Source organism: uncultured Modestobacter sp., from assembly GCF_947486615.1.
GTDB lineage: Bacteria > Actinomycetota > Actinomycetes > Mycobacteriales > Geodermatophilaceae > Modestobacter.
The window spans coordinates 63,486-88,586 of sequence record NZ_CANKUD010000009.1 but is presented as its reverse complement, the minus strand read 5'-3'; the positions used below and the strand labels follow the sequence as shown (position 1 = coordinate 88,586).

The 25,101-nt window shown below is 74.7% G+C and carries 26 protein-coding genes; 14 read left to right on the top strand and 12 right to left on the bottom strand.

Annotated features, from left to right (window positions below; all coding sequences use genetic code 11):
• Positions 1-2: 2 nt before the first annotated feature.
• Positions 3-932 carry a pseudouridine-5'-phosphate glycosidase gene (locus tag Q1A09_RS16505; protein WP_299957192.1) on the bottom strand — a complete coding sequence of 310 codons (930 nt, stop codon included), beginning with the start codon at positions 930-932 and terminating at the stop codon, positions 3-5.
• Positions 933-1,003: 71 nt separating this feature from the next.
• Between Q1A09_RS16505 and Q1A09_RS16500 the strand changes: the two genes are divergently transcribed.
• The gene (locus Q1A09_RS16500; RefSeq protein ID WP_222195256.1) at positions 1,004-1,231 is read left to right on the top strand and encodes a DUF3039 domain-containing protein; all 228 of its coding nucleotides are present in this window, start codon (positions 1,004-1,006) and stop codon (positions 1,229-1,231) included.
• Positions 1,232-1,303: 72 nt separating this feature from the next.
• Here Q1A09_RS16500 and Q1A09_RS16495 read toward each other — a convergent pair whose 3' ends face one another.
• From Q1A09_RS16495 to ppgK, 5 genes are all read right to left on the bottom strand, one after another.
• Complete coding sequence (locus Q1A09_RS16495) at positions 1,304-2,428, bottom strand: YihY/virulence factor BrkB family protein (protein ID WP_299957186.1); 1,125 nt, start codon at positions 2,426-2,428, stop codon at positions 1,304-1,306.
• Between the two features lie 77 nt (positions 2,429-2,505).
• Positions 2,506-4,965 (bottom strand): VanW family protein, encoded by a 2,460-nt coding sequence (locus Q1A09_RS16490; protein ID WP_299957183.1) that lies wholly within the window; start codon positions 4,963-4,965, stop codon positions 2,506-2,508.
• 146 nt (positions 4,966-5,111) lie between these two features.
• On the bottom strand, positions 5,112-5,336 hold the full coding sequence (locus Q1A09_RS16485) for a hypothetical protein (protein WP_299957180.1): 225 nt from the start codon (positions 5,334-5,336) through the stop codon (positions 5,112-5,114).
• Positions 5,337-5,821: 485 nt separating this feature from the next.
• Positions 5,822-7,165 carry an RNA polymerase sigma factor gene (locus tag Q1A09_RS16480; RefSeq protein WP_366139798.1) on the bottom strand — a complete coding sequence of 448 codons (1,344 nt, stop codon included), beginning with the start codon at positions 7,163-7,165 and terminating at the stop codon, positions 5,822-5,824.
• Positions 7,166-7,464: 299 nt separating this feature from the next.
• Positions 7,465-8,208, bottom strand: coding sequence for a polyphosphate--glucose phosphotransferase (ppgK, locus tag Q1A09_RS16475; protein ID WP_299957175.1), 744 nt, complete (start codon positions 8,206-8,208; stop codon positions 7,465-7,467).
• Between the two features lie 59 nt (positions 8,209-8,267).
• On the opposite strand from ppgK, the gene Q1A09_RS16470 reads away from it, so the two are divergent.
• Positions 8,268-9,119 carry an inositol monophosphatase family protein gene (locus Q1A09_RS16470; RefSeq protein ID WP_299957172.1) on the top strand — a complete coding sequence of 284 codons (852 nt, stop codon included), beginning with the start codon at positions 8,268-8,270 and terminating at the stop codon, positions 9,117-9,119.
• A gap of 40 nt (positions 9,120-9,159) precedes the next feature.
• On the opposite strand, the gene Q1A09_RS16465 is transcribed toward Q1A09_RS16470, so the two are convergent.
• Entirely contained in the window at positions 9,160-9,711 is a 552-nt protein-coding gene (locus tag Q1A09_RS16465) for a LytR C-terminal domain-containing protein (protein ID WP_299957169.1), read from the bottom strand.
• A gap of 61 nt (positions 9,712-9,772) precedes the next feature.
• Positions 9,773-10,819, bottom strand: coding sequence for a phosphotransferase family protein (locus Q1A09_RS16460; protein ID WP_299957166.1), 1,047 nt, complete (start codon positions 10,817-10,819; stop codon positions 9,773-9,775).
• 345 nt (positions 10,820-11,164) lie between these two features.
• Between Q1A09_RS16460 and Q1A09_RS16455 the strand changes: the two genes are divergently transcribed.
• From Q1A09_RS16455 to Q1A09_RS16425, 7 genes are all read left to right on the top strand, one after another.
• The gene (locus tag Q1A09_RS16455) at positions 11,165-11,464 is read left to right on the top strand and encodes a DUF4193 domain-containing protein (protein WP_299957163.1); all 300 of its coding nucleotides are present in this window, start codon (positions 11,165-11,167) and stop codon (positions 11,462-11,464) included.
• A 13-nt stretch (positions 11,465-11,477) separates the two neighbouring features.
• Positions 11,478-12,428, top strand: coding sequence for a hypothetical protein (locus Q1A09_RS16450; RefSeq protein WP_299957160.1), 951 nt, complete (start codon positions 11,478-11,480; stop codon positions 12,426-12,428).
• An 84-nt stretch (positions 12,429-12,512) separates the two neighbouring features.
• Positions 12,513-13,034, top strand: coding sequence for a dUTP diphosphatase (gene dut, locus Q1A09_RS16445; RefSeq protein WP_299957157.1), 522 nt, complete (start codon positions 12,513-12,515; stop codon positions 13,032-13,034).
• Between the two features lies 1 nt (position 13,035).
• Positions 13,036-13,941 carry a DUF3710 domain-containing protein gene (locus tag Q1A09_RS16440; protein ID WP_299957156.1) on the top strand — a complete coding sequence of 302 codons (906 nt, stop codon included), beginning with the start codon at positions 13,036-13,038 and terminating at the stop codon, positions 13,939-13,941.
• On the top strand, positions 13,938-14,738 hold the full coding sequence (locus tag Q1A09_RS16435) for a S9 family peptidase (protein WP_299957153.1): 801 nt from the start codon (positions 13,938-13,940) through the stop codon (positions 14,736-14,738). The genes Q1A09_RS16440 and Q1A09_RS16435 overlap by 4 nt, the downstream gene beginning before the upstream one ends.
• Entirely contained in the window at positions 14,735-15,136 is a 402-nt protein-coding gene (locus Q1A09_RS16430) for an OB-fold nucleic acid binding domain-containing protein (protein ID WP_299957150.1), read from the top strand. Before Q1A09_RS16435 ends, Q1A09_RS16430 begins: the two co-directional genes overlap by 4 nt.
• A gap of 25 nt (positions 15,137-15,161) precedes the next feature.
• The gene (locus Q1A09_RS16425) at positions 15,162-16,052 is read left to right on the top strand and encodes a DUF3159 domain-containing protein (RefSeq protein WP_299957147.1); all 891 of its coding nucleotides are present in this window, start codon (positions 15,162-15,164) and stop codon (positions 16,050-16,052) included.
• 57 nt (positions 16,053-16,109) lie between these two features.
• On the opposite strand, the gene Q1A09_RS16420 is transcribed toward Q1A09_RS16425, so the two are convergent.
• A complete protein-coding gene (locus tag Q1A09_RS16420) occupies positions 16,110-16,778 on the bottom strand; it encodes a TrkA family potassium uptake protein (RefSeq protein WP_299957144.1) in 669 nt (222 codons plus the stop codon).
• On the bottom strand, positions 16,778-17,455 hold the full coding sequence (locus Q1A09_RS16415) for a TrkA family potassium uptake protein (protein ID WP_299957141.1): 678 nt from the start codon (positions 17,453-17,455) through the stop codon (positions 16,778-16,780). The genes Q1A09_RS16420 and Q1A09_RS16415 overlap by 1 nt, the downstream gene beginning before the upstream one ends.
• A 192-nt stretch (positions 17,456-17,647) precedes the next feature.
• Between Q1A09_RS16415 and Q1A09_RS16410 the strand changes: the two genes are divergently transcribed.
• On the top strand, positions 17,648-19,684 hold the full coding sequence (locus tag Q1A09_RS16410) for an APC family permease (RefSeq protein WP_299957138.1): 2,037 nt from the start codon (positions 17,648-17,650) through the stop codon (positions 19,682-19,684).
• Positions 19,685-19,736: 52 nt separating this feature from the next.
• On the top strand, positions 19,737-21,008 hold the full coding sequence (locus Q1A09_RS16405) for a class I SAM-dependent RNA methyltransferase (RefSeq protein ID WP_299957133.1): 1,272 nt from the start codon (positions 19,737-19,739) through the stop codon (positions 21,006-21,008).
• Positions 21,009-21,051: 43 nt separating this feature from the next.
• Here the strand turns inward: Q1A09_RS16405 and Q1A09_RS16400 are convergent, their stop codons facing one another.
• Both Q1A09_RS16400 and Q1A09_RS16395 read right to left on the bottom strand, forming a co-directional pair.
• Complete coding sequence (locus Q1A09_RS16400; protein ID WP_299957130.1) at positions 21,052-21,183, bottom strand: hypothetical protein; 132 nt, start codon at positions 21,181-21,183, stop codon at positions 21,052-21,054.
• Between the two features lie 230 nt (positions 21,184-21,413).
• On the bottom strand, positions 21,414-22,076 hold the full coding sequence (locus tag Q1A09_RS16395; RefSeq protein WP_299957127.1) for a class I SAM-dependent methyltransferase: 663 nt from the start codon (positions 22,074-22,076) through the stop codon (positions 21,414-21,416).
• Positions 22,077-22,254: 178 nt separating this feature from the next.
• On the opposite strand from Q1A09_RS16395, the gene Q1A09_RS16390 reads away from it, so the two are divergent.
• The 3 genes from Q1A09_RS16390 (at position 22,255) to dxs (ending at position 25,048) form a co-directional block, all read left to right on the top strand.
• A complete protein-coding gene (locus tag Q1A09_RS16390) occupies positions 22,255-22,509 on the top strand; it encodes a hypothetical protein (protein ID WP_299957124.1) in 255 nt (84 codons plus the stop codon).
• Positions 22,510-22,657: 148 nt separating this feature from the next.
• A complete protein-coding gene (locus Q1A09_RS16385; protein WP_299957121.1) occupies positions 22,658-23,026 on the top strand; it encodes a hypothetical protein in 369 nt (122 codons plus the stop codon).
• A gap of 102 nt (positions 23,027-23,128) precedes the next feature.
• Entirely contained in the window at positions 23,129-25,048 is a 1,920-nt protein-coding gene (gene dxs, locus Q1A09_RS16380) for a 1-deoxy-D-xylulose-5-phosphate synthase (protein ID WP_299957118.1), read from the top strand.
• Positions 25,049-25,101 lie beyond the last annotated feature (53 nt).

Sequence of the window (25,101 nt, the reverse complement as noted above, 5' to 3'; positions counted from 1 at the left end):
AGTCAGCGGCCGATCGCGGCGAGCTCGGCCGCGATCTGCCCGGCCAGCTCGGCGTTGCGCAGCACCAGCCGCACGTTGACCTCCAGGCTCGCCCCGCCGCTGGCCTCGTGCAGGTGCCCCAGGATGAACGGGGTGACGTCCTTGCCTCGGGCGCCGGCGGCGTCGGCGGCGGCCAGCGCGTCGGCGATCACCCGATCGTGCAGCTCGGTGTCCAGCTGCTGGTCGACCGGCAGGGGGTTGGCCACCACCACCGCGCCGGGGGCGAGCTCGCGGCGGGCGGCGAACACCCGGGCCGCCTCGGCGGCGGACGCCACCGACCAGTCGACCGGCGACCCGGAGTCGGCCACGTAGAAACCGGGGAAGCGGTTCGTGCGGTAGCCGACGACGGTCACCGACAGCGACTCCAGCCGCTCCAGGGTGGCCGGGACGTCGAGGATGGACTTCACGCCGGCGCAGACCACGACCAGCGAGGTGCGGGCCAGGGCGACCAGGTCGGCCGACTCGTCGAAGGTGTCGCTGGCCAGCCGGTGCACCCCGCCCAGCCCGCCGGTGGCGAAGACGCCGATCCCGGCCCGGGCGGCCAGCAGTGCCGTGCTGGAGACGGTGGTCGCGCCGCTGCGGCCCAGCGCGGCGGCGACCGGCAGGTCGCGGACGCCGAGCTTGGCCAGCTCCGGGTCGGCGCAGACCCGGTCGACCTCCGCCGCGGTCAGCCCGACGTGCGGTACGCCGTCGAGCACCGCGATGGTGGCCGGCACCGCGCCGCCGGCACGCACCGCGGCCTCCACCTCGTCGGCGGCAGCGCGGTTCTGCGGGCGGGGGAGGCCGTGGGCGAGCAGGGTGCTCTCCAGGGCGACGACGGGCCGGCCGGCGGCGAGCGCATCGGCCACCTCGGGGGAGAGGACGGACGGAGTTCCGGGGAAGGGGTGGGCCACCCTGCCATCATGGTGGGCAGCCCGTTCCGGACCGGATCCCGGCCCGAACCCGAGACCTGAGGGAGCAGCCCATGAGCAGCGCCGACATCCTCGAGCGCCCGGACGTCCGCGACGCCGACACCGGCAACGCCAACGAGGTCTTCCACTACGTGAAGAAGAACCAGATCGCCGAGAGCGCCGTCATGGGCACCATGGTCGAGGCGCTCTGCGGCGAGGTCTTCCCGGTGACCAAGAGCCCCAAGCCCGGCAGCCCGGTGTGCCCGGCCTGCAAGGAGGTCTACAACCAGCTCAAGAAGTGAAGGACCTCGTCCTCCTCATGCCTCGCAAGCTCGGCACGAGCCTCGGGACGGGGCCGAAGGGCTGACCGGTGCTCAGCGGAGGCCGAGCTTGTGCGCCTCCAGCTCGATCTTGGCCGCCCGGCGGCGCTGGCTCCGGCGGTCGTGCCGGCGCTGCTGCGCCGGCCAGCGGGCCTCCACGGTGGCGTTGAGCTCGGCGCCCAGCAGCATCGACATGCCCAGCACGAAGCAGAACAGCAGTGCGGCGATCGGTGCCGCCAGTGCACCGTAGGGCAGCGCGGTGGTGAGCACGTCGGCGACGTAGCTGCGCAGCACCAGCGCCGCGACGATGAAGAAGCCGACCGCGAACACCCCGCCCAGCAGGTGCCGGTGCCAGGGGATCCGCCGGGGCAGGATCACGTGGTAGAAGCTGGTCAGCGCCAGGATGAGCGCCGCCACGACCAGCGGCCAGTACACCGCGTCGACCAGCAACGTCGCGGTGCCCTGCCAGCGCCGGGGCATCAGGCCGACCAGCGTGCCGCGGCCGAGCACCAGCAGCGGCAGGGTGAGCACGGCCAGCACCAGGCCGACGACGAACAGCCACAGCGCCATCAGCCGGGTGCGGATCGGCCCCCGCACGTCCCGCTGGTCGTAGGCGATCACCGAGGTGTTCAGGAACGTGGCGGTGGCCGAGGAGCCGGCCCACAGCGAGACGAGGAAGCCCAGGCTCACCACGTCCAGCCGGCCCGGCGCGAGGATCTCGTTGAGCGTGGGCTGCACCAGCGACTGGACGACGGCCGGGGTGAGCGCCTCCGCCGAGGCGTTGACCAGCTGCTCCTCGATCTCCCGGACCGCGTCCGTGCCGATCCACGAGCTCAGGTAGCCGAGCGAGCCCAGTAGCCCGATCAGCAGCGGCGGCACCGAGAGGACCTGCCAGAAGGCCGCCTCGGCCGACAACCCGAGGATCCGGTCCTGCCACGCCTTCGCCAGCGTCCGCCCGAGCACCTGCAGCGGCACCCGCACCGGCGTGGGCAGCTTGTCCAGCCGGCCCGGCCGCTGCCCGCCCCGCGCCGTCGACCCCGTGGGCGCAGTCGACCCCGGCGGCACGGCCGAGCCGGTGGGCGCGGACGACCCGGTGGGTGGGGCGTCCGCCGCCGGGTGGGACGCGCCCGTCAGCTCGGCGGCGGGTGCCGGGGAGCTGTTCGGGACGACGGAGGCCACGGCACCAGTCTGCACGGCCGCGCAGTCGGTGATGCCGGCCCGGCCGTCCCCTCCCCCCTCGCCGGAGGGGGGAGGGGTCAGCAGCGTCGCCGGCCGGCCCGCGGGGCGGTGCCGGCCCGCGGGCCGGGGCGGCGGCCGGCCGGGGTGGACGGAGCGGGGGTGCCGGTGGCCGGGGGGACCGCCGCCGGGTCGGTCGGCTCCGCGGGCGGCGGCACGCAGCGGATGATCGCCTCGGCCGCGTAGCGGGTGTCGAAGGACTCGCGACGGAGCTCCGCACCGCTGGTGAGGTCCTGGAAGACCCGGGTCACGGTGATGTCGAAGCCCAGCGCACCGGACTGCGGGATGCAGTTGCCGTCGTCGACCTTCTCCTGCACGGCCGGCTGCCGGATGTTGCGGCGCTCGCTGCTGATCGACTCGATGTCGTAGTAGCGGGTGCCCCAGAAGGTGACGGTGAGCGTGCCCGGCACCCACTGGGTCTGCACGTAGATGCCGGTCTCGGTGTCGTTGCGCCACTGCAGGTCGATCTGGCCCTCGTAGACCGTCGCCTCCCGCCCGGCCGGGTAGCGGCTGATGTAGAAGCTGTGCGGCTTGTGGTAGACGTCCTCGAGCCCGGCGAAGAAGACCGCGTTGAACATCGTGGTCGCGAACTGGCTGATCCCGCCGCCCACGGCCTGGGAGATCTCACCGCCGCTGATCACCGCGGCCGGCACGTAGCCCTGCGCGGTGCCGCGCGGGCCGGTGTAGCCGTTCAGGCTGAACGTCTCACCGGGCCGCACCAGCGCACCGTCGACCTCGGCGGCGACCACCCGGATGTTGGTGCCGCTCGCGGCGCTGGTGAAGTTCGTGCTGAAGGAGCTGACCTCCTCCTTGATGCCCAGCGCCTGTGCCTGCTCGGTGGTGAACTCGGCCGGCACCGGGCCGAGGGCCGCGGTGACCGAGCGGGGCGCCGGGTCGTCGAGCACCGGCAGCAGGTCGGTGGCGAGCACCGCCGGGTCGACCCCCTGACCGTCCACGGAGGGGACGACGGCGATGGTGTCCCCGGAGACCTCGAAGCGAGCGTCCTGCGCGGGGGAGCCGAACGCCGCGAACTCCTCGCCCGTCGCGGCCTGGAGAGCGGCCGGGTCGACGGCGACGGCCAGGCTGCCGTCCTCCTGCGGGGTGAAGGTCAGGGAGGCCGCGATCGCGGTCACCGGCAGCTCGACGGAGTCCGCGCCGTCAGCGCCGACGACGGTGACCGGTGCGGCGAGGGCCGGGGTGACCGTCTCCGCCAGCACCCGCTGGGCCTCGGCGGTCTCCACCCGGGGCTCGGTCACCTCGACGGGGAGCTCGATGGGCGTCTCGGGGTCGCCGCCGGCGGCGAGGGCGGCGGTGATCGTCTCGGCCGCCGCGTTCCGGTCGAGCTCGCGTCCCTCGGCCGGCTCGACCAGCTGGGGCGTCGTCCCGTCGAGGGTGATCGAGGCGTCGACCGGGGCACGGTCGACCGTGCTGGCGAACGCCTCGACCTGGGCCGCCAGGGCGGTCTCGTCGCCCGCCAGGACCGGGTCGACCTCGCGGTCGCCGAACAGCGTGGTCAGCCGGGTCCAGGGGTTGAGCGGCTGGTCGTCGGCGGCGTCGACGGTGGCCGGGGTGTCGAGCGAGATCCCGGCGCTGGCCGGGTGCAGCAGGCCCTGCACGTCGGCGGCGACCAGCGGGTGGTCGGCGGCGATCCGGGGCGCGAGGTCGCTGTCCAGCCGCTCGGTGGCGGCCGCGGGAGAGAGCCCGCCGACGTCCACACCGGCCACCACGGTGCCGCGCGGGACGTCGTCGCCGGCGATCAGCAGGTCGACCCCGTAGAGGACGCCGAGGGTGAGGACGGCGGCCGCCGGGACGGCCACCGCCCGGCGACGCCACCAGGGGCGGTCGTCCCCGGTGGACCCGGAGGGGGGCGGGGTGGTGCCGTCGTCGTCGCCGCCCCGGCCGGCGCGCTCCTCGGCCGGGACCCGCTCGCCGATCAGCGCGGTCTCGTCGGCGTCGCGCCCGGCCGCGGGGGGCGGGCCGGAGATGGTGGCGGTCTCGTCGACGTCCCGAGGGGCTGCCGGGGGAGGACCGGCGGTGGTCGCGGTCTCGTCGGCCGCTGGGGGCGGGCCGGAGATGGTGGCGGTCTCGTCGACGTCGCGTGGTGCTGCCGGGGGCGGCCCGCTGATCGTCGCCGTCTCGTCCGTGCCGCGTGCCGTGATCGGGGCGTCCTGGGTCGGCGCCGTACCGGCGGCCGCCGGGGGGTCGTCCTGGACCGGCGGGATGACCTGGGTGTCGGAGGGCTCCGCGGGCGGCGGGGTGGCTGCCGTGCGGCCGTCGACGTGGCCGTCGGGCTGCGGCTGGTCACCGTCCGCGGGAGCCGACGGGTCGGCTGCACCGGTGGGCTGCTCGACCGGCTCGGCGGCCGGCGCAGCGGCCGGTCGGCCGGCTGGGGGGACCGCTGGGGGGCGGCCGGTCCGGGCCGCTCCGACGGTGCCGTCCGGCTCCAGGCGGACGGTGTCGTCGCGGGGTTCCTGCGGCATCGGTCGCTCTCCGGGTCGGCGGGGACCGCGGTCCGGTCCCGAGGACGACGAAGCCGCCGGCCCCCCGTGCCCGTGGTGCGGGTCAGGGGTGCCGGCGGCTTCGTCGGGTGAGGGCTTCATCGCTGGCGCGACGATAGTTGCCCTCCTCAGTGGGAGACGCGCGCCTCGCCGTCGGCCTCGATGAAGTCGGCCGCGATGTCGCGGAGCTTGTCCTCGTACTCACGTGCGTGGTGTCCACAGAAGACGAGGTCGCTCCCACTCGGGAGGACCACGCGCACCTTGGCCAGAGCACCGCAGCGATCGCAGTGGAAGGGAACGACGAGGTCTTCGGTGGGCGGGGTCGTCGTCAGCGTCTGGGTCATCTGGCTCATCACTCGCTCTCTACCGCACGGACCCGCGGCTGCGGATCGGCCTCCTGCACAGCGCCAGGATGGCCCCTCGTGTTCCCACTCCGGTGCCGACTGTGCACCGACTCACCGATCGAGATGAGTCCGTGACACGGGAGGCGCGGATGGAGCGGGTCAGCAGGGGACGTCGCTGGTTCGGAACTGGGTCCGGGTGCTGCACGTACTGGTGGATCTCGTTCACTGGCTCAGGCCAGCTGTGGGTCCGCTGCTGTTCTGACGTCCCCCACGCTACGCCGTCTACCCGCCACGTGCCGTCGTACACCGCCGCGTCACCCGATGGGATCGGAACGTCCCCCGGCAGCCGGACACACCAACGGCCGGCGACCCGTGGGCCACCGACCGCTGGTCGCGTGCCAGACCTGCTGAGTCCGGGAGAGAGAGGGCTCTGCCCGGCCCCCTCCAGAGGCTCGTCCCGAGCCTGCGAGGGATGAGGAGGAGGGGGTGTTTCCTCAGTCGAGGTAGTCGCGCAGCACCTGGGAGCGGCTGGGGTGGCGCAGCTTGGACATCGTCTTGGACTCGATCTGCCGGATCCGCTCCCGGGTGACCCCGTAGACCTGGCCGATCTCGTCGAGGGTGCGCGGCTGGCCGTCGGTGAGGCCGAAGCGCAGCCGGACGACGCCGGCCTCCCGCTCCGACAGCGTCTGCAGCACGCTGGTCAGCTGGTCCTGCATGAGGGTGAAGCTGACCGCGTCGACGGCCACGACGGCCTCGGAGTCCTCGATGAAGTCACCGAGCTGGCTGTCGCCCTCGTCGCCGATGGTCTGGTCGAGGCTGATCGGCTCCCGGGCGTACTGCTGGATCTCCAGCACCTTCTCCGGGGTGATGTCCATCTCCTTGGCCAGCTCCTCCGGGGTGGGCTCGCGGCCCAGGTCCTGGAGCAGCTCGCGCTGGATGCGGCCGAGCTTGTTGATGACCTCGACCATGTGCACCGGGATGCGGATGGTGCGGGCCTGGTCGGCCATCGCGCGGGTGATCGCCTGCCGGATCCACCAGGTGGCGTAGGTGGAGAACTTGTAGCCCTTGGTGTAGTCGAACTTCTCCACCGCACGGATGAGACCCAGGTTGCCCTCCTGGATCAGGTCCAGGAACGCCATGCCGCGGCCGGTGTAGCGCTTGGCCAGGGAGACCACGAGGCGGAGGTTGGCCTCCAGCAGGTGGTTCTTGGCCCGCTCGCCGTCGCGGACGATCCAGTTGAGGTCACGGCGCATCTGCGGGGAGAGCTTCTGGCCCTCCTCCTCGACCTGGCGCAGCCGCTCGGCGCCGTAGAGCCCGGCCTCGATCCGCTTGGCGAGGTCGACCTCCTCCTCGGCGGTGAGCAGGGCGACCTTGCCGATCTGCTTGAGGTAGGCGCGGACGGAGTCGGCGGAGGCGGTGAGCTCGGCGTCCTTGCGGGCCTGCCGCAGCGCCTCGGACTCCTCCTCGTCGTCCCACTCGAAGTCGCCGCTGGTCTCGGCGTCCTTCTCGTCGGTCTCGGCGACGGCGACGCCGTCCTTGCCGGTCACGACCGTCTCGTCGAGCTTGAGGCCCTCGGCGCCGGCGTCGACCACGGCGACGGTCGCCCCGTCGGAGGCGACGGCGGTCAGCACGGTGCCCTCACCGGTGCCGGGGGAGGGGGCGATCGTGGGCTTGCGGGAGGCTGCCTTCTTGGCCGGGACGCGCTTGGCCGGGGCCTTCTTCGCTGCGGCGGTCACCGGGCTGGTGGACGACGGGGCGCTGGAGCGGGCGGCGACCGTCCGGCTGCGACTCGTGCTGCTCACCGTGGCTGCGTCCGGTCCTGGCTGGTCGGCGGGCACTCAGGTTCCTTCCCGTGCTACTGCGGTGCGTTCCTCGAGGACCGTGTGGCCCGCGGGCAGCGGCTCCGCACCCCGCCCGGACGGCAATGGCCCACCGACGAGCCCGGCGGGGCGACACACCACAGGGTGTTTCACCGTGCTGGGAACCGGGGATGGCCTGTCGGCTGGAGAGCGGCGCGCTGGGGCGGCTCCATTGTAACGACGGGCACGCCCCGGTCCACTGGTTCTGTGCCGGCCGCGATCCGGTGCCCGCCCGCCGGGCGAGCCTGAGGCAGGCCCCACCCGGCGGGCGGTCGGCGTCACTGCCCGATGTGCTGCTCCGCCGCCAGCGCCGCCCCCACGATGCCGGCGTCGTTGAGCAGCTCCGCGGCGACGACCCGGGTGCGGGTGGACAGCAGCGGGACCCACTTGTCCGCCTTCTTGCTCACCCCGCCGCCGACGATGATCAGGTCGGGCCACAGGCTGTGCTCCAACGTGTCCAGGTAGCGGTCGACCCGCTTCGCCCACTGCGGGTAGCTGAGCTCCTCGCGCTCCCGGGCCGAGGCGGAGGCACGCTTCTCGCCGTCCTCGCCGTCGACCTCGATGTGGCCGAACTCGGTGTTGGGCACCAGCGTGCCGTCGATGAACAGCGCGCTGCCGATGCCGGTGCCGAAGGTCAGCATGAGCACCAGCCCCCGCTCCCCGCGCCCGGCGCCGTAGGCCATCTCCGCGATCCCGGCGGCGTCGGCGTCGTTGAGCGTCTGCACGGTGCCGGGGATCACCGCCTCCAGGCCGGCGGCCATGTCGGTGCCGATCCAGCTCTTGTCCATGTTGGCGGCGGTGAACGCCTCGCCGTGCTTCATGACCCCCGGGTAGGTGACGCCGATCCGCCCCTCCCAGCCGAACTGGCCGACGATGTCGGCCACCACCCCGTAGACGGGGTCGGGAAGGGCCGGCTGGGGGGTCGGGATGCGGACCCGTTCCCCGACCAGCTCGCCCTTGTCCAGGTCGACCACACAGCCCTTGATGCCGCTGCCACCGATGTCCACTCCGAAGCCCTGCACGGGGGGAGGCTAGCGACCCGACGTCGCGACGGCACACAGGTCCGGCAGGATCCCGGGGCGTGACCACCTCCGGCACCACCGCGTCCACCTCCGGCAGCCCTGCTCCGGACCTGTCCACCGAGCTCCTCGAGCTGGCCCGGGCCACCGCCGAGGAGGCCGCCGTCCTGGTCGGGGCGGGGCGCAGCACCGCCGCCGAGGACGTCGACACGAAGTCCAGTCCGGTCGACGTGGTGACCGCGGTGGACAAGGCGAGCGAGGCGCTGATCGTGCGGCGGCTGCTGGGGGCGCGGCCCGACGACGGGGTGCTGGGGGAGGAGGGCGCCGCCACCGAGGGCACCAGCGGCGTCCGGTGGGTCGTGGACCCGATCGACGGCACCGTCAACTTCCTCTACGGCCTGCCCGCGTTCGCGATCTCCATCGCCGGCCAGGTCGACGGGCGCACCGAGGTCGGCGTGGTGCTCAACGTCGGCAACGGCGAGCTGTTCACCGCCGTCCGGGGCCAGGGGGCGTGGCTGACCGCGCCGGGTGCTGCGGCCATGCAGCTGCACGGCAGCGCGCCGGTGTCCCTGGAGCAGACCCTGGTGGCCACCGGGTTCGGCTACCGGGTGGAGCAGCGCCGCGCCCAGGGCGCCGTGGTGGCCCAGCTGCTGCCCGAGGTGCGCGACATCCGCCGCTGGGGCTGCGCCTCGCTGGACCTGTGCGCAGCCGCGGCCGGACGGGTCGACGCCTACTACGAGCTGGACCTCAAGCCCTGGGACCACGCGGCCGGCGCGCTGATCGCCGCCGAGGCCGGTCTGGTCGTCACCGGCACGACGGGCCGGCCGTTCGCCGAGCCGATGGCGGTCGCGGCGGCACCGTCGGTGGCCGGCCCGCTGGTCGAGCTGCTGGAGCGGCTGCACACCGCCGGCTGACCGGGGGAGCCGCCTGCTCGCCACGCCGGCGAGCAGGCGGTCAGCAGGAGGCGGCCTCGGCGTTCTCCGCCGGGGCGAGGGCAGCGGCGACGTCCTCCGCCGACGCCAGCCCGGCGTAGTCGGGCCCGAGGACCACGTCGACCACGGTGGTCGCCCGGGTGTCGCGGCGCTCGGTGGCCTGCGGCAGGTACAGCTGCACGTAGTCGGCCACCCCGCCGCCGGCCGGTCCGTACCGGAGCTCACCGACGCCGGTGACCTCGTGGTCGCTCTGGTCGTTGGCGATCTCCTGGACGACGAAGCCGAGGGACTGCAGCTGCGCGGCGACCTCCCCGGCCCGGCCGCCGACGTCGCTGGCGTTGAGCACCCGCAGGGTCACCGTCGCGGGGTCCAGGGCCTCGGGCGCGTTCTCGGCGCTGCTGCAGGCGGCGGCCTGGGCCTCCTTGCGGGCCCGCTCGTCACCGAGCACGTTCCACCACACCGCGAGCGCGGCCAGCGCCAGCACGAGCAGGAAGACCAGCGCGGGCAGGGGACGGCGGTTCCGGGGCCCGCCGGCTGGTCGCCGGGTGCCCGTCTCGCTCGCGGTCTCGGTCACGGGGTCCTCACGGCGGCGGCGAGCACGTACACGGAGGCGACCCTAGCGGCGGCCGCACCGGCTACAGCGCACCGTCCTCGAGTGCGGCGCGTCCCAGCTCGACGCAGGGGTCGATCTTGTCCGCGTACCCGGTGGTGTCCTTGCCGGCCATCGCCCCGGCCGCCGACCGGGCGACGATCCCGGCGACGATGGCGGCGAACTTGAAGTAGGCGAACCCCACGTACCAGTTGAGGTCGGCGAGGTCGGCGCCGCTGCGGGTGGCGTACCGCTCGGCCAGCTCCAGCCGGGTGGGGAAGCCCGGGAGCGTGGTCACCGAGGACACCGAGACCGCACGCTCCTCGCCGGCCTGCGGCCAGTAGACGAACAGCATCCCCAGGTCGGTGAGCGGGTCACCGAGGGTGGACATCTCCCAGTCCAGGACGGCGCGCACCCGGCCGGGGGTCTCCGGGTCGAGCAGGCAGTTGTCCAGCCGGTAGTCGCCGTGGGTGATCCCGGCGCGCTGCGAGGCCGGCACCGTCTCGGCCAGCCGTGCGGCCAGTGCGTCCAGGGCGGGCCGGTCGGCGTCCCGGGTGGCGTCCCACTGCTTGGTCCAGCGGCGCACCTGGCGCTCCAGGAAGCCCTCGGGGCGCCCGAAGTCCGACAGGCCCACCGCGGCCGGGTCGACCGCGTGCAGGTCGGCCAGCACGTCCATCAGGCCGTCGGCGATCGCCCGGCGCTGGGCCGGGACGTCGGCGTACCCGGCGGGCAGCGCGGTCGCCACGTGCACGCCCACCACCCGCTCCATCACGTAGAACGGCGCACCCAGCACCGTGGTGTCGGTGGCCAGGTGCAGCGTGCGCGGCACCGGCACCGGCGTGCCGGCCAGCGCGGAGATGACCCGGTGCTCGCGTGCCATGTCGTGCGCGGTGGCCAGGACGGCGCCGGTCGGCGGGCGCCGCAGGATGACCGCGTCGTCCCCGGACGACCCCTCCGGCGTCACCACGTAGGTGAGGTTGGACATGCCCGCGGCGATCAGCTCGACGCGCACCGAACGCCACTTCTCGTCTCCGAGAGCGGTCGCCAGGTAGGGCCCGACGACCCCCGGATCAGCACCCACTGGAGTCGCCACGGCGGCAGGGTAGCCTCTGGCGCTCCCACCCGCGGCCGGTCTCCCGGCGACCGGATGTGTCGGCCAGCAGCAGGCGGGCACAAACCGGGGCCTGACGGCGTTGGGCGGCTGGCCGGATCGGAGCGGAGGACGCCGGGGCGACCGGGGCGGTGACCTGCCGACCCGACCGCGCCGCACCGTCGACCGCACGACCGAGCCAAACCGGCCGGGAGCCCAGCAGGGGACCCCGGCCGGCGACAGACATCCGGCCGCCGAGGCGGCCGGCACCACCGCCTCCGGCGCCTCGGCGCCGACGGCAGACGAGCGGGCCGTGCGCCCGCGACGAGACGAGAGAAGGGGCACACCATGGCCACCGACTACGACGCCCCCCGCCGCAACGAGACCGACGAGCTCGGGGAGGACTCCCTCGAGGAGCTCAAGGCCCGCCGGGCCGAGGCCCAGTCCTCCTCGGTCGACGTCGACGAGACCGACTTCAACGAGGCCCTCGAGCTCCCGGGTGCGGACCTGTCCAACGAGGAGCTGACCGTCCGGGTGCTGCCCAAGCAGGAGGACGAGTTCACCTGTTCCAGCTGCTTCCTGGTGCAGCACCGCAGCCGGCTGGCCGCCACCCGCGGCGACCGGCTGCTGTGCCGGGACTGCGCCTGATCGGCGCCGGTCGATGAGCGAGCAGCCGGGCCGGCCCGGCCGGCCACGGGACGTGCCCCCGCCACGTCCCGTGGGCGCGACCGGGGAGCCGGTGGAGGGCGAGGTCGTCGGCGCGGACAGCGGGCTCGGCTCTGCCGCCCGCGCCCTGGCCGACGCCGTGGCCGGGCTGCTCGGCAACGGGTCCGGCAAGGACGGCGGGTCCCGTGGCTCCTCGCGGGCCGGCGCCGGTGCCCGGGCCGCGTCCGGCGTGCTCGCCGACGTCGTCTCCGCGGTCGCCGGCGCGGCCCGCTCGGCCCGGTCCGACGAGGGCGCGCAACGGGCCACCGGGAGCTCGCAGCGGGCCGCCGGCACCGCCGGGGGGGCACGCAGCTGGGCCCCCGGTGGGCTGCTGACCGACCTGCTCGACGCCGCGGCGCCCCGGCTGCCCATCCGGGACGGGGAGCGGCTGCGGCGGGCCCACCCCGGGGCCTCGGACGGCGAGATCGCCGACGCCCTGGTCGCCCGGGCCGCCCGGCTCACCGGCGCGGTCGGCGCGGCGACCGGCGGGCTGGCGGCCGCCCAGTGGTTCGCCCCGCCGTCGATGGTCGCCGTCCCGCTGGAGCTGGGGGCGCAGACCGTCCTGGTCGCGGCGGTGGAGGTCGTGCTCGTCGGTGAGCTGCACGAGCTCGCCGGCCGGCCGGCCCCGGGGGACGCCCGGGAGCGCGCCGCGGCGTACCTGTCCAGCTGGACGACCCAGCGCGCGGTCGGGTCCCCGGGGCGCGGCGGGGTGTTCGCCACGATGGGCTCGGCGGGGATGGCGGCGCTGCGCCGCCGGGTCACCCGCCGGCTGGCCCGCAGCACGACGTCGATGGCCCCGCTCCTGGTCGGCGCCACGCTGGCCGCCCGCGGCAACCGCAAGGCGACCGCCGAGCTGGCCGACCGGCTGCGGTCGGACCTGCGCCTGCCGCCCGCCGCCGGCTCCTGAGCGCGGGGCCGGACCGGCGTGGGGGAGACGCTCGCCCACCGGCCGCCCACCAGCGGTCCGGCCCGCGCGGCTAGCCTCGCCGCCGTGCCCGTACCCCCCGCGGACGACCCGGTGACCCGCCCGGTCGACGTCCCCGTGCTGCTCACCGGTCCGGACGCCGTCGCGCCGGCCTACGCACTGCCCGGGGACGCCGGCGCCGACCTCTGCCTGGCCGAGGACGTCGAGCTCGCCCCGCACCAGCGGGCCCTGGTCGGCACCGGGGTCGCCGTGGCCATCCCGGACGGCTTCGCCGGCTTCGTCCACCCCCGCTCGGGGCTGGCGCACCGGCTCGGCCTGAGCCTGGTCAACGCGCCGGGGACGATCGACGCCGGGTACCGGGGCGAGATCAAGGTCAACCTGGTCAACCTGGACCCGACGACCCCGCTGCGGCTGCGCCGGGGCGACCGGGTCGCCCAGCTGGTCGTCCAGCCGGTGGTCCGTGCCCGCTTCGTCCCGGTCGCCGAGCTGCCGGTCAGCGAGCGGGGCGGCGCCGGCCACGGATCGACCGGTGGCGCGGTGGCGCTGGGCGCCGACAGCACTCCCTCGAGCCTGGAAGGACGGGTCTGACATGCCGTTCGGACGCCGACGCAACCGCATCGACCGCAGCCTCCGCGAGCGCGGTGTGCCCCCCGAGCCGCAGGTGCGGGAGCGGGAGGAGACCGCGACCAGCGGACCGTGGGACGAGGCGGACGCGCCGCAGGACGGCCGGCCGCGCGTCGACCTCGGTGCGCTGCGGGTCCCCGCGGTCGGCGGGATGGAGCTCCGGGTGGACGTCAACGCCCAGCAGCAGGTGGTCGGGGCCAGCCTCCGGATGGGGGACTCCCTGCTCCAGCTCTCGGTCTTCGCCGCGCCCCGGGCCGGTGGGCTGTGGGACGAGGTCCGGGCCGACCTCGCCCGCGGGGCCAGTGGTCAGGGCGGCCAGCTGAGGGAGGTCGACGGCCCGTTCGGCCGTGAGCTGGCCGGCTCGGTGCTGCTCACCCCCGCCGCGCCGCCCGGGCAGACGGCGCCGGCCAAGCCGGTCCGCCGGCCGGCCCGCTTCCTCGGCGTCGACGGCCCCCGCTGGTTCCTGCGCGGCATGATGACCGGCCCCGCGGCCGCGGACCCCGAGGCGGGCGCGGCGCTGGAGGCCGCCTTCCGGGACGTGGTCGTGGTCCGTGGGCCGCAGCCGATGCCGGTCCGGGAGCAGCTCCCGCTGACCCTCCCGGCGCAGGCGGCGGCGCAGATGGCCCGCCAGCAGGCCGCCGGCCGCACGGCCGGCCGGGCCACGACGACGGGCGCGGCCGCCGCACCGGCTGCGGGCACGGCCTCCCCGGGAACGGGCCCCACGTCCGCTGCACCCGGTCCCACGTCCGCCGTGCCCGGAGCCGCCTCACCGGCGCCCGGCAGCACGTCTCCCGCGCCGGGCAGCACGTCTCCCGCGCCGGGCAGCACGTCTCCTGTGCCAGGCAGCACGCCGCCCGGAAGCGCGGGGTGACCGCCGCGCCGGTCGTCCACGCCTACGGGCCCGGCCCGGACCAGTTCCTGGAGCTCACGCTCCCGGACGGCGACGGGGCCGCACCGGTGGTCGTCGTCCTGCACGGCGGGTTCTGGCGGGCCCGGTACGGGATCGAGCTGGCCCGGCCGCTGGCCGCCGACCTCGCCGCGCGCGGCTGGGCGGCGGTCGCCGTCGAGTACCGCCGGGTCGGGGCCGGCGGTGGCTGGCCGACCACCCTGGACGACGTCGCCGCCGCGCTCGACGCCCTGCCGGACCTCCCGGGGGCCGACCGCCTGGACCTCAGCGGCATCACCGTCGTGGGGCACTCCGCCGGTGGCCACCTGGCCGCCTGGGCGGCGGGCCGGGGCCGGCTGCCCGGCGGCGCACCCGGGGCCCGTCCCCGGGTGCCGGTCGGCGCCGTGGTCGCCCAGGCCGGGGTGCTGGACCTGGCGGCGGCGGTCGCCGCCGACCTCGGCGACGGCGCCACCGTGGCCTTCCTCGGCGGCACCCCGGCGGAGGTGCCCGACCGGTACGCGGCCGCCGACCCGGCCCGGTTGCTGCCCACCGGTGTGCCGGTGCTCTGCGTGCACGGCGAGCAGGACACGACCGTGCCGCTGGACCAGAGCCAGCGGTACCGGACGGCGGCCACGGCCGCGGGGGACACCGTGGAGGTGAGCGTGGTCCCCGGTGATCACATGGCCGTGATCGACCTCGCCGGAGAGGCCTGGCGACGCACCGTGACCTGGCTGACGGCGCGCCGCTCTGCGGCCTCGGACCGCACTACCCTGGAGTCGTGACCGAGACCAGGGTGGGGTCGACCGCGCAGCCCGGTGCGCGCGGCTGGCTCTCCCGCACACTGCAGAAGCTCACCGCCGACGACCAGACCGTCGATGCCCAGGTGCTCCGCTCGGAGACGGCGTCCGCCGGCTGCTCGGCGGTCAGCGCCTGCCGCAAGGGCGAGGTCGTGACGGTGACCGGCCGGATCAAGTCGGTCGTCTACACCCCTCGCGAGACGGTGCCGACGCTGGAGGCCGAGCTGTTCGACGGATCGGGGTCGGTCACCCTGGTGTGGCTGGGCCGCCGGCGGATCCCGGGCATCGAGCCAGGGCGCCGGCTGACCGCCCGCGGCCGCTTCGCCGCCTTCGAGGGCCGGCAGGTCATCTACAACCCCTGGTACGAGCTGAGCGCCGGGTGACCCCTCCGACCCCGGCCGGCCGGCGATGACCGCCCGGCCCGAGGGCGACGTGCCGCAGGGCAAGAGCCTGCCGCAGGGGGAGGATCTCCCGCACGGCGAGGAACTCCCGCAGGGCAAGGACCTCCAGCAGGGGGAGGACCTCCCGCAGGGCAAGGAGGTGACGTTCGACCGTCACCTGGTGCTCGAGCAGCTCGGCGGCTGGCGTGGCATGGTCGACGCCTCGCTGCCGACCATCGCCTTCATCGTCGCCAACTCCCTTGGCGGGCTGACCGTCGGCATCTGGTCCGCGGCCGTCGCCGCGGTGCTGGTGTTCCTGCTCCGGCTGGTGCGCCGGCAGAGCATCCAGCAGGCGATCAGCGGCCTGTTCGCGGTGGCCGTGGCCATTGCGATCGCGCGGTACTCCGGCCAGGCCCGTGACTTCTTCGTGCTGGGCATCGTGCGCAACGCGGGCATCGGCGTCGTGGTGCTGGGCTCGCTGCTGTTCCGGCGTCCGCTGGTGGGCGTGGTCGCCGAGTGGCTCGCACCCAGCCACCTGGGTGCGATGGCCGCCCACCGACTGCCCTCGCTGCGCGGCCGGGGCTTCTCCGGCGGCACGCGGCCCGCCCAGGCGGTGGACACCGAGACCGCCGCCGAGGCGATCGGCCGGGTCCGCGGACCGGACACCCCGCCCGAGGTGTACTGGCGCGACGACCCGCGGATGCTGCGCGCCTACAGCTGGCTGACCGTGCTGTGGGGCGGGGTCTTCCTGCTCCGGGCCGCCGTGCAGGGGCTCTTCTACTGGCAGAACGCGGTGGGCTGGCTGGGCACATCGTCGCTGGTGCTCGGGCTGCCGGTCACCGCCGTCCAGCTGGTCGTCACCCTCTGGGTGGTCGCCCGCCTGCACCGCCACCGCGCCGAGGAGCAGCCCCCGGCTTGACGGCCCCCTCGCAGGGCCCCGCCGCGAGCTCGCGGTGGGGGGCGAGGGGGTCCTTTCTCAACAGCTGCCGTCGGGGCACATGATCTTCTGCAGCTGCTCCTCGATGTCCCCGTGGGTGACGAACAGCAGCTCGTCCCCGGCCTCCAGCGGCTCGTCGGGGTCCGGGCTGATCACCCGGTCGCCACGCAGGATCGTGGTCAGCACCGTCTCCCGCGGCAGCGGCACGTCGCGCACCGGGCGACCGATCCAGGGGGTGTCCTCGGCGAGGGTGATCTCCACCAGGTTCGCCGCGCCCTTGCGGAAGCTCATCAGCCGCACCACGTCGCCGACGGTCACCGCCTCCTCGACCAGGGCGGCCAGCACCCGGGGGGTGGAGACGGCGACGTCGACGCCCCACGCCTCGGTGTAGAGCCACTCGTTGCGCGGGTCCTTCACCCGGGCGACCACCCGGTTGACCGCGAACTCGGTCTTGGCCAGCAGCGACACCACCAGGTTGGCCTTGTCGTCGCCGGTGGCGGCGATGACCACGTCGCAGGTGGCCAGCTGGGCCTCCTCCAGCGAGCTGACCTCACAGGCATCGGCCTGCACCCACTCGGCGCCGGGCACCGACCGGGGCCTGACCCGGGAGCCGTTCTTCTCGATGAGCATCACGCTGTGCCCGTTGCCCAGCAGCTCGGCGGCGATCGAGCGGCCGACCGCACCGGCGCCGACGATGGCGACCCGCATCAGTGCTGCCCTCCGGTGGGTGCCTGCTCGACGACCTGGTGCACCCGGTCGGTGAGCTCGTCGGTGGCGGCGAGCACCAGGTGGTCACCGGTCTGCAGCACCGTGGCGGGGGTGGGCAGCTGGGCCTCGCCGAAGCGGACCAGCCAGGCGGCGCGGGCGCCGGAGGCGGTCTCCAGCTCACCCAGCGGCCGGCCGACCCAGCCGTCGGTGACGGTGACCCGCATGAGCAGCACCTTGCCGGTGGGCTCGCGCCAGATCTCGGTCACCTTGACCGCGAGCAGCTCGCGCATCAGCCGGCTCACCGTCCAGGGCACCGTGGCGACGCTGGGGATGCCCATCCGCTCGTAGACCTCGGCCCGCTTCGAGTCGTAGATCCGGGCCACCACGTGCTCGACGCCGAAGGTCTCCCGGGCGACCCGGGCGGCGATGATGTTGGAGTTGTCACCGCTGCTCACCGCGGCGAACGCGCCGGCGGAGTCGATCCCGGCGTCGAGCAGGGTCTGCCGGTCGAAGCCGAGCCCGCTCACCTGCCGGCCGCCGAACTCCGGACCGAGCCGGCGGAACGCCTCGGGGTCCTGGTCGATCACCGCGACGCTGTGGCCGATCACCTCGAGCCGCCGGGCGATCGCCGAGCCGACCCGGCCGCAGCCCATGACGACCACGTGCACCTGTCCCACCCCGTCTGCTGGCCGGTCCTGCTGCCTCGCCGCCCCCGCGGATCGCCGGGGCGTACAGCGCGCGAACGTACACCCGCCCCGGGCCCGCGGTGCCCGCCCGGGCAGCTCCGACACACCCCTCCGGGTGCCCCTGTGAGGGAGGTCGCCCCGGATCGGCACATCTGCGGGCGCGGCGTCCGTACCATCGCCGCCGTGCCATCCCTGTCCGACCTCGGACAACTCCCGAAACGGCTCGTCCTCGGCCGGCCGGTCCGCAGTGACCGCGCCGGTGAGTCGCTGCTGCCCAAGCACCTGGCGCTGCCGATCTTCGCCAGCGACCCGTTGTCGTCCGTGGCGTACGCGACGCAGGAGATCCTGATCTTCCTGACGCTGGCCGGGACGTCGTTCCTGTTCCTCACCCCGTGGCTGGCCGCCGTCGTCGTCCTGCTGCTCACCGTGGTGGTGCTCTCGTACCGCCAGGTGGTGCACGCCTACCCCTCGGGTGGCGGCGACTACGAGGTCGCGATGAAGAACCACGGCCAGTTCGCCGGCCTGGTGGTCGCCAGCGCGCTGCTCACCGACTACGTGCTCACCGTCGCCGTGTCGGTCAGCTCGGGCACCGACAACATCATCTCCGCCTTCCCCGGCCTGGCCGAGCACCGCGTGCTGATCTCCGTGGGCCTGGTCGCGCTGCTGGTCGCGATGAACCTGCGTGGCGTCCGGGAGTCGGGGAAGACCTTCGCCGTCCCGACCTACGCGTTCATCGCCTGCATCATGGTCATGATCGTCACCGGCCTGGTCCGTGAGCTCGTGGCCGGCGGTGACGTGGTGGCCGAGAGCGCCGGCTACGCGATCACACCGGAGCCGGGCTACGAGCAGGTCACCGGGCTGGCGCTGATCTTCTTCGTGCTGCGCGCCTTCGCCTCCGGGTGCACGGCGCTGACCGGCGTGGAGGCGATCGCCAACGGTGTCCCCGCCTTCAAGCCGCCGAAGAGCCGGAACGCCGCCACGACGCTCGCGCTGATGGGCGGGATCGCCGCGACGATGTTCGCCGGGGTGACCGCGCTGGCCATGCTCGCCGACGTCAAGTACGTGGAGAACGCCTGCGACCTGGTCGGCTTCGCCGACTGCGAGAACCAGCCGCAGCGCACCGTGATCGCCCAGGTCGCCGCCGCGGTGTTCGGCGGCTCGGACTCGCTGGGCTTCTTCTTCGTGCAGGCCGCCACGGCGCTGGTGCTGATCCTCGCGGCCAACACCGCCTTCAACGGCTTCCCGCTGCTGGGCTCGGTGCTCGCGCAGGACCGCTACATGCCCCGGCAGCTGCACACCCGCGGCGACAAGCTGGTCTACAGCAACGGCATCCTGCTGCTCGCCGGGTTCGCGATCCTGCTGCTGGTCGTCTTCGAGGCCGACTCCACCCAGCTGATCCAGATGTACATCGTCGGCGTCTTCACCAGCTTCTCGATCGGCCAGTGGGGCATGGTGCGGCACTGGAACCGCGAGCTGCGCAGCGAGACCGACCCGGCCGTGCGCGGGCAGATGCAGCGTTCCCGGGTGATCAACGCCGTCGGGGGGACGCTGACCACCGTGGTCCTGGCGATCGTCGTGGTCACCAAGTTCGCCGGCGGTGCCTGGATCGTCATCGCCGCGATGCCGGTGATCTTCCTGCTGATGCGCTCGATCAACCGGCACTACTCGCACGTCGCCGAGCAGCTGGTGCCCGACAGCGACGCGCGGATGAAGCCCTCGAAGGTGCACGCCGTCGTCCTGGTGTCCAAGGTGCACAAGCCCACGCTGCGGGCGCTGGCCTTCGCCCGGGCCACCCGGCCCGACGTGCTCACCGCCCTCACCGTCAACGTGGACGACGCCGACACCCGGGCCCTGCAGCAGGACTGGGAGCGCTACGACATCCCGGTGCCGCTGACCGTCGTGGACTCCCCGTACCGGGAGATCACCCGGCCGGTGCTGGACTTCGTGCGGGACATCCGCCGCTCCAGCCCGCGTGAGCTGGTCGTGGTGTTCGTGCCGCAGTACGTGGTCGGGCACTGGTGGGAGAACCTGCTGCACAACCAGAGCGCGCTCCGGCTGCGCACCCGCCTGCAGTTCCAGCCCGGCGTGATGATCACCAGCGTGCCGTGGCAGCTGGAGAGCTCGCTGGATCGGGACGGCGGCCCCCGCGGCGACGGCCCCGCCCCCGGCGACCTCCGCCGCGGCCTCACCGAGGACGTCGAGCAGACCCCCTATGGCTGAAGAAGGACCACGCTTCCCCCCACCCCTCGCAAGCTCGCGGCGGGGCCCTGAAGTGCGGCCGAAGAACCGTCGTCGACCGCAGTCGGACAAGAGTGGCGGCTGGGTCGGACGCCGCTTCGAGGTGACCGTGGGGCCGGTGGCGCACGGCGGGCACTGCGTGGCCCGGCACGAGGGCCGGGTGGTCTTCGTGCGGCACACGCTGCCCGGCGAGCGGGTCGTGGTCGAGGTGACCGAGGACCGGCAGAAGGGCTTCTGCCGCGCCGACGCGGTCGAGGTGCTGGAGGCATCGCCCGACCGGGTCGAGCGTCCCTGCCCGTACAGCGGCCCGGGTAAGTGCGGCGGCTGCGACTGGCAGCACGTCGGACACGAGGGGCAGCTCCGGCTCAAGGCCGCCGTCGTCCGGGAGCAGCTGTCCCGGCTGGCCGGGATCGACCTGCCGGTGGTCGTCGAGCCGCTGCCCGGCGGGCCGCTGCGCTGGCGGTCCCGCGCGCGCTTCGCGGTCGAGCGCACCGGGGAGCCCGGCCTGCGCCGGCACCGCTCGCACGACGTCGTCGTCCTCGACGACTGCCCGATCACCGTCGAGCCGGCTGCCCGGGCCGTCCTCGGCCGCCGCTGGCTCGACTCCGGCGCGGTGGACGTCGCCATCGACTCGGCCGGTGCGGTGACGACGACGACGCTGGACCGCCGCGGTCGGCCGCAGGAGACGTCTGTGCTGCGCCCGGGCGCCGAGGTCCCCGAGGAGCCCGCCGGGCGGGCGCAGCGCTCGGCCGGTGGCCGTGACTGGGAGGTCGAGGGCACCGGCTTCTGGCAGGTGCACCCCGCGGCCGCCGACGCGCTCGTCGCCGCGGTCTCGGAGTTCGCCGCGGTGCAGCCGGGGGAGACGGTGCTGGACCTCTACGCCGGCGCCGGCCTGTTCGGCGGGGCCCTCGCCCCGGGCGTCGGCGCCGGGGGCCGGGTGGTCTGCGTGGAGTCCGACGAGGCGGCCTGTGCCGCCGCCGACGCCAACCTCGCCGACCTGCCGCAGGCCGAGGTCTGGCAGGGCGATGTGGACGCCGCCGGGCTCACCGAGCTGCTGGGCGACCTCGGCCGCCCCGACGTCGTGGTGCTGGACCCGCCGCGGGCCGGGGCCGGGCAGGACGTCAGCCGGGTGCTCGCCGGTGCCGGTGCCCGGGCCGTGGTCTACGTGGCCTGCGACCCGGCGTCCCTGGCCCGCGACGTGGCCGCGTTCGCGGACGCGGGCTACCGCCTCCAGGCGCTGCGGGCCTTCGACTGCTTCCCGATGACCGCCCACGTGGAGTGCGTCGCCCTGCTGGCCCAGGCGTAGCAGCCCGCCGGCGACGGCCACCGCCACCTGGGGTCGGGGAGGGTCAGAGCGGGCCGGTGTCCTCGCGCGGCAGGACCCATCGGTCATCGGCCTTGCGGATGAGGAAGTCGGCGAAGAGGAACGCCTCGTGGACGGCCTCGGCGAGCAGGTCACGGACGTTGCGGTAGGTGGTCACGTCGTGTTCTCCGATGCTCGGCGAGTGCGTGCGGTCAGGGACGCCCGGATCGGCCCGTGGGCCGCCCGTGTGTCCTGTGTCACGTATCGGCGTCGGCGAGTGGCTCCCGTACCGCGGTCAGGCCCGCCCTCACCCGGGGGTGGTGGCTGGTCCGGGCCGGTCCGGCGGCCTGGGCGGGACGACGCGGGGGTGCGAGACCCCCGACCCGGGCGTGGTCGAGCGGTCGAGGGTCACCGCCGGACCGCCAGCAGGTGGGCCTGCGGGGACCTCTCGTAGGGCCCCTCGGGCTCGCGCAGCACGCGGGCCCGCACGTCGAGGCCGGCCGCGGCGAGCTGTCGTGCGACCCGGTCGGGGTCCAGCCGCCACGCACTCAGGGAGATGGTGTGCCCGTAGCCCTGCCGGTGGTGCACCGGCTCGTCGTCGGCGGCCTGGAACGCGGCCAGCAGCGGGGCGCCGGGCCGCAGCACCCGGGCCAGCTCGGCGAACACCGCCGGCTGGCGCCCCGGCGGGATGTGGATGAGCGAGTACCAGACCAGTGCGCCGGCCAGTCCGCCGTCGGGCAGCGTCAGCGCCTCGAGCGACCCCACGGCGAAGCGCAGGTCGGGGTGCCGCGCACGCGCCACCTCGACCATGCCGGGGGAGAGGTCGATCCCGAAGGCGTCCAGCCCGGAGCGGTGCAGGTGGTCGGTGAGCCGGCCCGGCCCGCACCCGAGGTCGCCGACGGGGCCACCGCCGCCGGCGAGCACCTGCTCGGCGAAGACGCCGAGCAGCGCCCGGTCCATCGGGCTCTCCGCCAGCGACGTCCGGACCAGTTCCGCGTAGGAGATGGCGACGGTGTCGTAGGCGGCGCGGGTCTCCACGACGTCGGGGGGATCGATCGGATCAGCGGTCACGGTGCGGAAGTTAGGCGCACGTACCGACGGTCAGCCGTATGCGCACAGCAGGCGGCGGGCAGCGGACCCGTGGCCGATCCGGATCGGGTCGCTCGGGAGGCCCGAGAATTACGCAGGACTGCTCGTCCCCTCGGGACGTCGCTGGTCGGTCGGGGGGTGGCGTGCCTACGCTCGCGCCGTGGTCGGACCGGCGGGTGGTGAGCGCTTCGTGGGCTGGGCGCGTGGTGCGTGGACCTGGCTGCTGAGCCGCCCGGTCAGCCGGGGGGCCTGGCTGACGGCTCTGGTCCTCGTCGTGCTGGTCACCGGCGCGAACGGGGCGCGCGGTGACGTGACCTCGGTGCTGGTCGGCGTCGTGGCCGCCGCCGTCTGTGGTCAGCGACTCCGGACCCTGCGGGATGCCGGTCCTGGTCAGGCTCCCGCCGCCGGCAGGTAGGCCTCCCGGGTCGCGCCCGGCAGCTCGGTGCTCGCGTCCGCGGGCCGGTCAGGATCCGGGTCGCACGGTGGGACTCCGGCAGGTCACGCTTCGAACACGCGTGCGATCCGGTGTCGAGGAGTCGCGCCGCCGAACGCACACTGGACGGGTGGACGTCGCCCTGCCCCCCGGCTGGCCGGACGAGGTGCACCCACCCGGGGCGCCCGACTGGGAGCGGACCGCGGTCGCCTGGCTGTTCGACCTGGTGCCGCCGGACTACCGCGCCCACGAGGTGTTGCGGCGCTACCCGGTGCTGCTGGCCCGCTTCGCCGGGGACCACGTCGCCGCCGGTCTGGAGGCCGCGCGGACCGGCTGGCGCACCGTGCGGGTGGAGCTCGCCGACCAGCTGCCGCCGGAGGCGATGGAGGCGGCGATCAGCGCCTACGAGCGGGAGGGCGCCCGGCTGACCCGCGCCGCGCGAGGGGTCGAGGTGGTCGCCGGCGCGCTGCGCGGGGAGCGCTGGGTGCCCCGCCTCTAGCTCCGCCGCCCACCGGGCAGGTCGCCGGTTCGCGGTTACAGTGGGATCCCACCGGTTGCGTTCCATCGGACGCCGCCGACGTCGAGAGGACCCTGCCCCGTCGTGTCGTTGCTCCGCTCGTTGACCGGGCCCGCCGACCTCCGGGCACTGCGCCCCGACCAGCTCCCCGTGCTCGCCACGGAGATCCGGGACGCGCTGGTCGCCGCCGTCGCCAAGACCGGTGGCCACCTCGGCCCCAACCTCGGCGCGGTGGAGCTGACCATCGCCGTCCACCGGGTGTTCGAGTCCCCGCGTGAGCCGATCGTGTTCGACACCGGGCACCAGGCCTACGTGCACAAGCTGCTCACCGGCCGGTTGGACGGGTTCGCCCAGCTCCGCCAGCGCGGTGGCCTCTCCGGCTACCCGAGCCGCGCGGAGAGCGAGCACGACTGGGTGGAGAACAGCCACGCCTCCACCTCGCTGTCCTACGCCGACGGGCTGGCCAAGGCCTTCGCCGTGCGTGGTGAGGACCGCCCGGTGGTCGCGGTCATCGGCGACGGCGCGCTCACCGGCGGCATGGCCTGGGAGGCGCTGAACAACATCGCCGCCGCCCAGGACCGCCCCGTCGTCATCGTGGTCAACGACAACGGCCGCTCCTACTCACCGACCATCGGCGGGGTGGCCGACGCGCTGGCCACGCTGCGGTTGCGCCCGGGCTACGAGGAGGCGCTGGCCGCCGTCCGGCAGGCCCTGCACCGCGCCCCCGTCGTCGGCACCAAGCTCTACGACGCGCTGCACGCGATCAAGAAGGGCCTCAAGGACGTCCTGGCCCCGCAGGGCATGTTCGAGGACCTCGGCATGAAGTACGTCGGCCCGGTCGACGGCCACGACGTCGAGATGATGGAGTCCGCGCTGCGCCGAGCCCGGTCCTTCGGCGGGCCGGTGATCGTGCACGCGGTCACCACCAAGGGCTTCGGCTACCCGCCGGCGGAGACCGACACGATCGACGCCTGGCACTCCACCGGGGTGTTCGAGCCCGACAGCGGACTCTCCTCGGCGGCCAAGGGCCCGGAGTGGACCGACGTGTTCGCCGACGAGCTGGTGCGGATCGGCACGGACCGCTCCGACGTCGTGGCGATCACCGCGGCGATGCTGCACCCCACCGGGCTGGCCCCGTTCGCCGAGCGGTTCCCCGAGCGCACCTACGACGTCGGGATCGCCGAGCAGCACGCGCTCACCTCGGCGGCCGGCCTCGCGATGGGCGGCCTGCACCCCGTCGTCGCCATCTACTCGACGTTCCTGAACCGTGCCTTCGACCAGCTGCTGATGGACGTCGCGCTGCACGGCCAGCCGGTCACCCTCGTGCTCGACCGGGCCGGGGTCACCGGCTCCGACGGCGCCTCGCACAACGGCATGTGGGACATGTCGATCTGCTCGATCGTGCCGGGTCTGCAGCTGGCCGCCCCCCGCGACGAGCCGACGCTGCGGGAGGCGCTGCGCGAGGCGGTGCAGGTCACCGACGGGCCGACCGTCGTCCGGTTCCCGAAGGGCGCGCTGCCGCCCGAGGTGCCGGCGGTCGAGCGGCGCGGCCCGGTCGACGTGCTGCGCCGGGGCGAGGTCGACGAGGTGCTGCTGGTCGCCACCGGCTCGCTGGTGCCGATGTGCCTGGCCGCCGCGCAGCGTGCCGCCGACCACGGCATCGAGGTCACCGTGGTCGACCCCCGCTGGGTGATGCCGGTGGCCGACGAGCTGGTCGCCCTGGCCGGGGAGCACCGGCTCGTGGTCACCGTCGAGGACGGCGGCCGGGCCGGTGGCGTGGGCACGCTGCTCTCGCAGGCCCTGCAGGACGCCGACCTCGACGTGCCGGTGCGCACCCTGGGCCTGCCCCAGCAGTTCTTCGAGCACGGCAGCCGCGGCCAGGTGCTCGCCGACGTCGGGCTCACCGAGCAGGACGTCGCCCGCCGGATCGTCGAGTGGGCCGCCCGCGTCGCCGACCGTGCCGGGGTCCCTGCGGAGACGGAGCCGGCCGAGGGGCAGCAGTAGGGGAAGGACCCCCGTGCTCCCCGCCACTCGCAGGCTCGCGGCGGGACCCTGCA

Bases quoted from the DNA above. Each gene is read 5' to 3' on its own strand.
- Q1A09_RS16500 (WP_222195256.1), top strand. From the start codon at position 1,004: ATGAGCAGCGCCGACATCCTCGAGCGCCCGGACGTCCGCGACGCCGAC.
- Q1A09_RS16490 (WP_299957183.1), bottom strand. From the start codon at position 4,965: ATGCCGCAGGAACCCCGCGACGACACCGTCCGCCTGGAGCCGGACGGC.
- Q1A09_RS16485 (WP_299957180.1), bottom strand. From the start codon at position 5,336: ATGAGCCAGATGACCCAGACGCTGACGACGACCCCGCCCACCGAAGAC.
- Q1A09_RS16455 (WP_299957163.1), top strand. From the start codon at position 11,165: ATGGCCACCGACTACGACGCCCCCCGCCGCAACGAGACCGACGAGCTC.
- Q1A09_RS16450 (WP_299957160.1), top strand. From the start codon at position 11,478: ATGAGCGAGCAGCCGGGCCGGCCCGGCCGGCCACGGGACGTGCCCCCG.
- Q1A09_RS16440 (WP_299957156.1), top strand. From the start codon at position 13,036: ATGCCGTTCGGACGCCGACGCAACCGCATCGACCGCAGCCTCCGCGAG.
- Q1A09_RS16425 (WP_299957147.1), top strand. From the start codon at position 15,162: ATGACCGCCCGGCCCGAGGGCGACGTGCCGCAGGGCAAGAGCCTGCCG.
- Q1A09_RS16420 (WP_299957144.1), bottom strand. From the start codon at position 16,778: ATGCGGGTCGCCATCGTCGGCGCCGGTGCGGTCGGCCGCTCGATCGCC.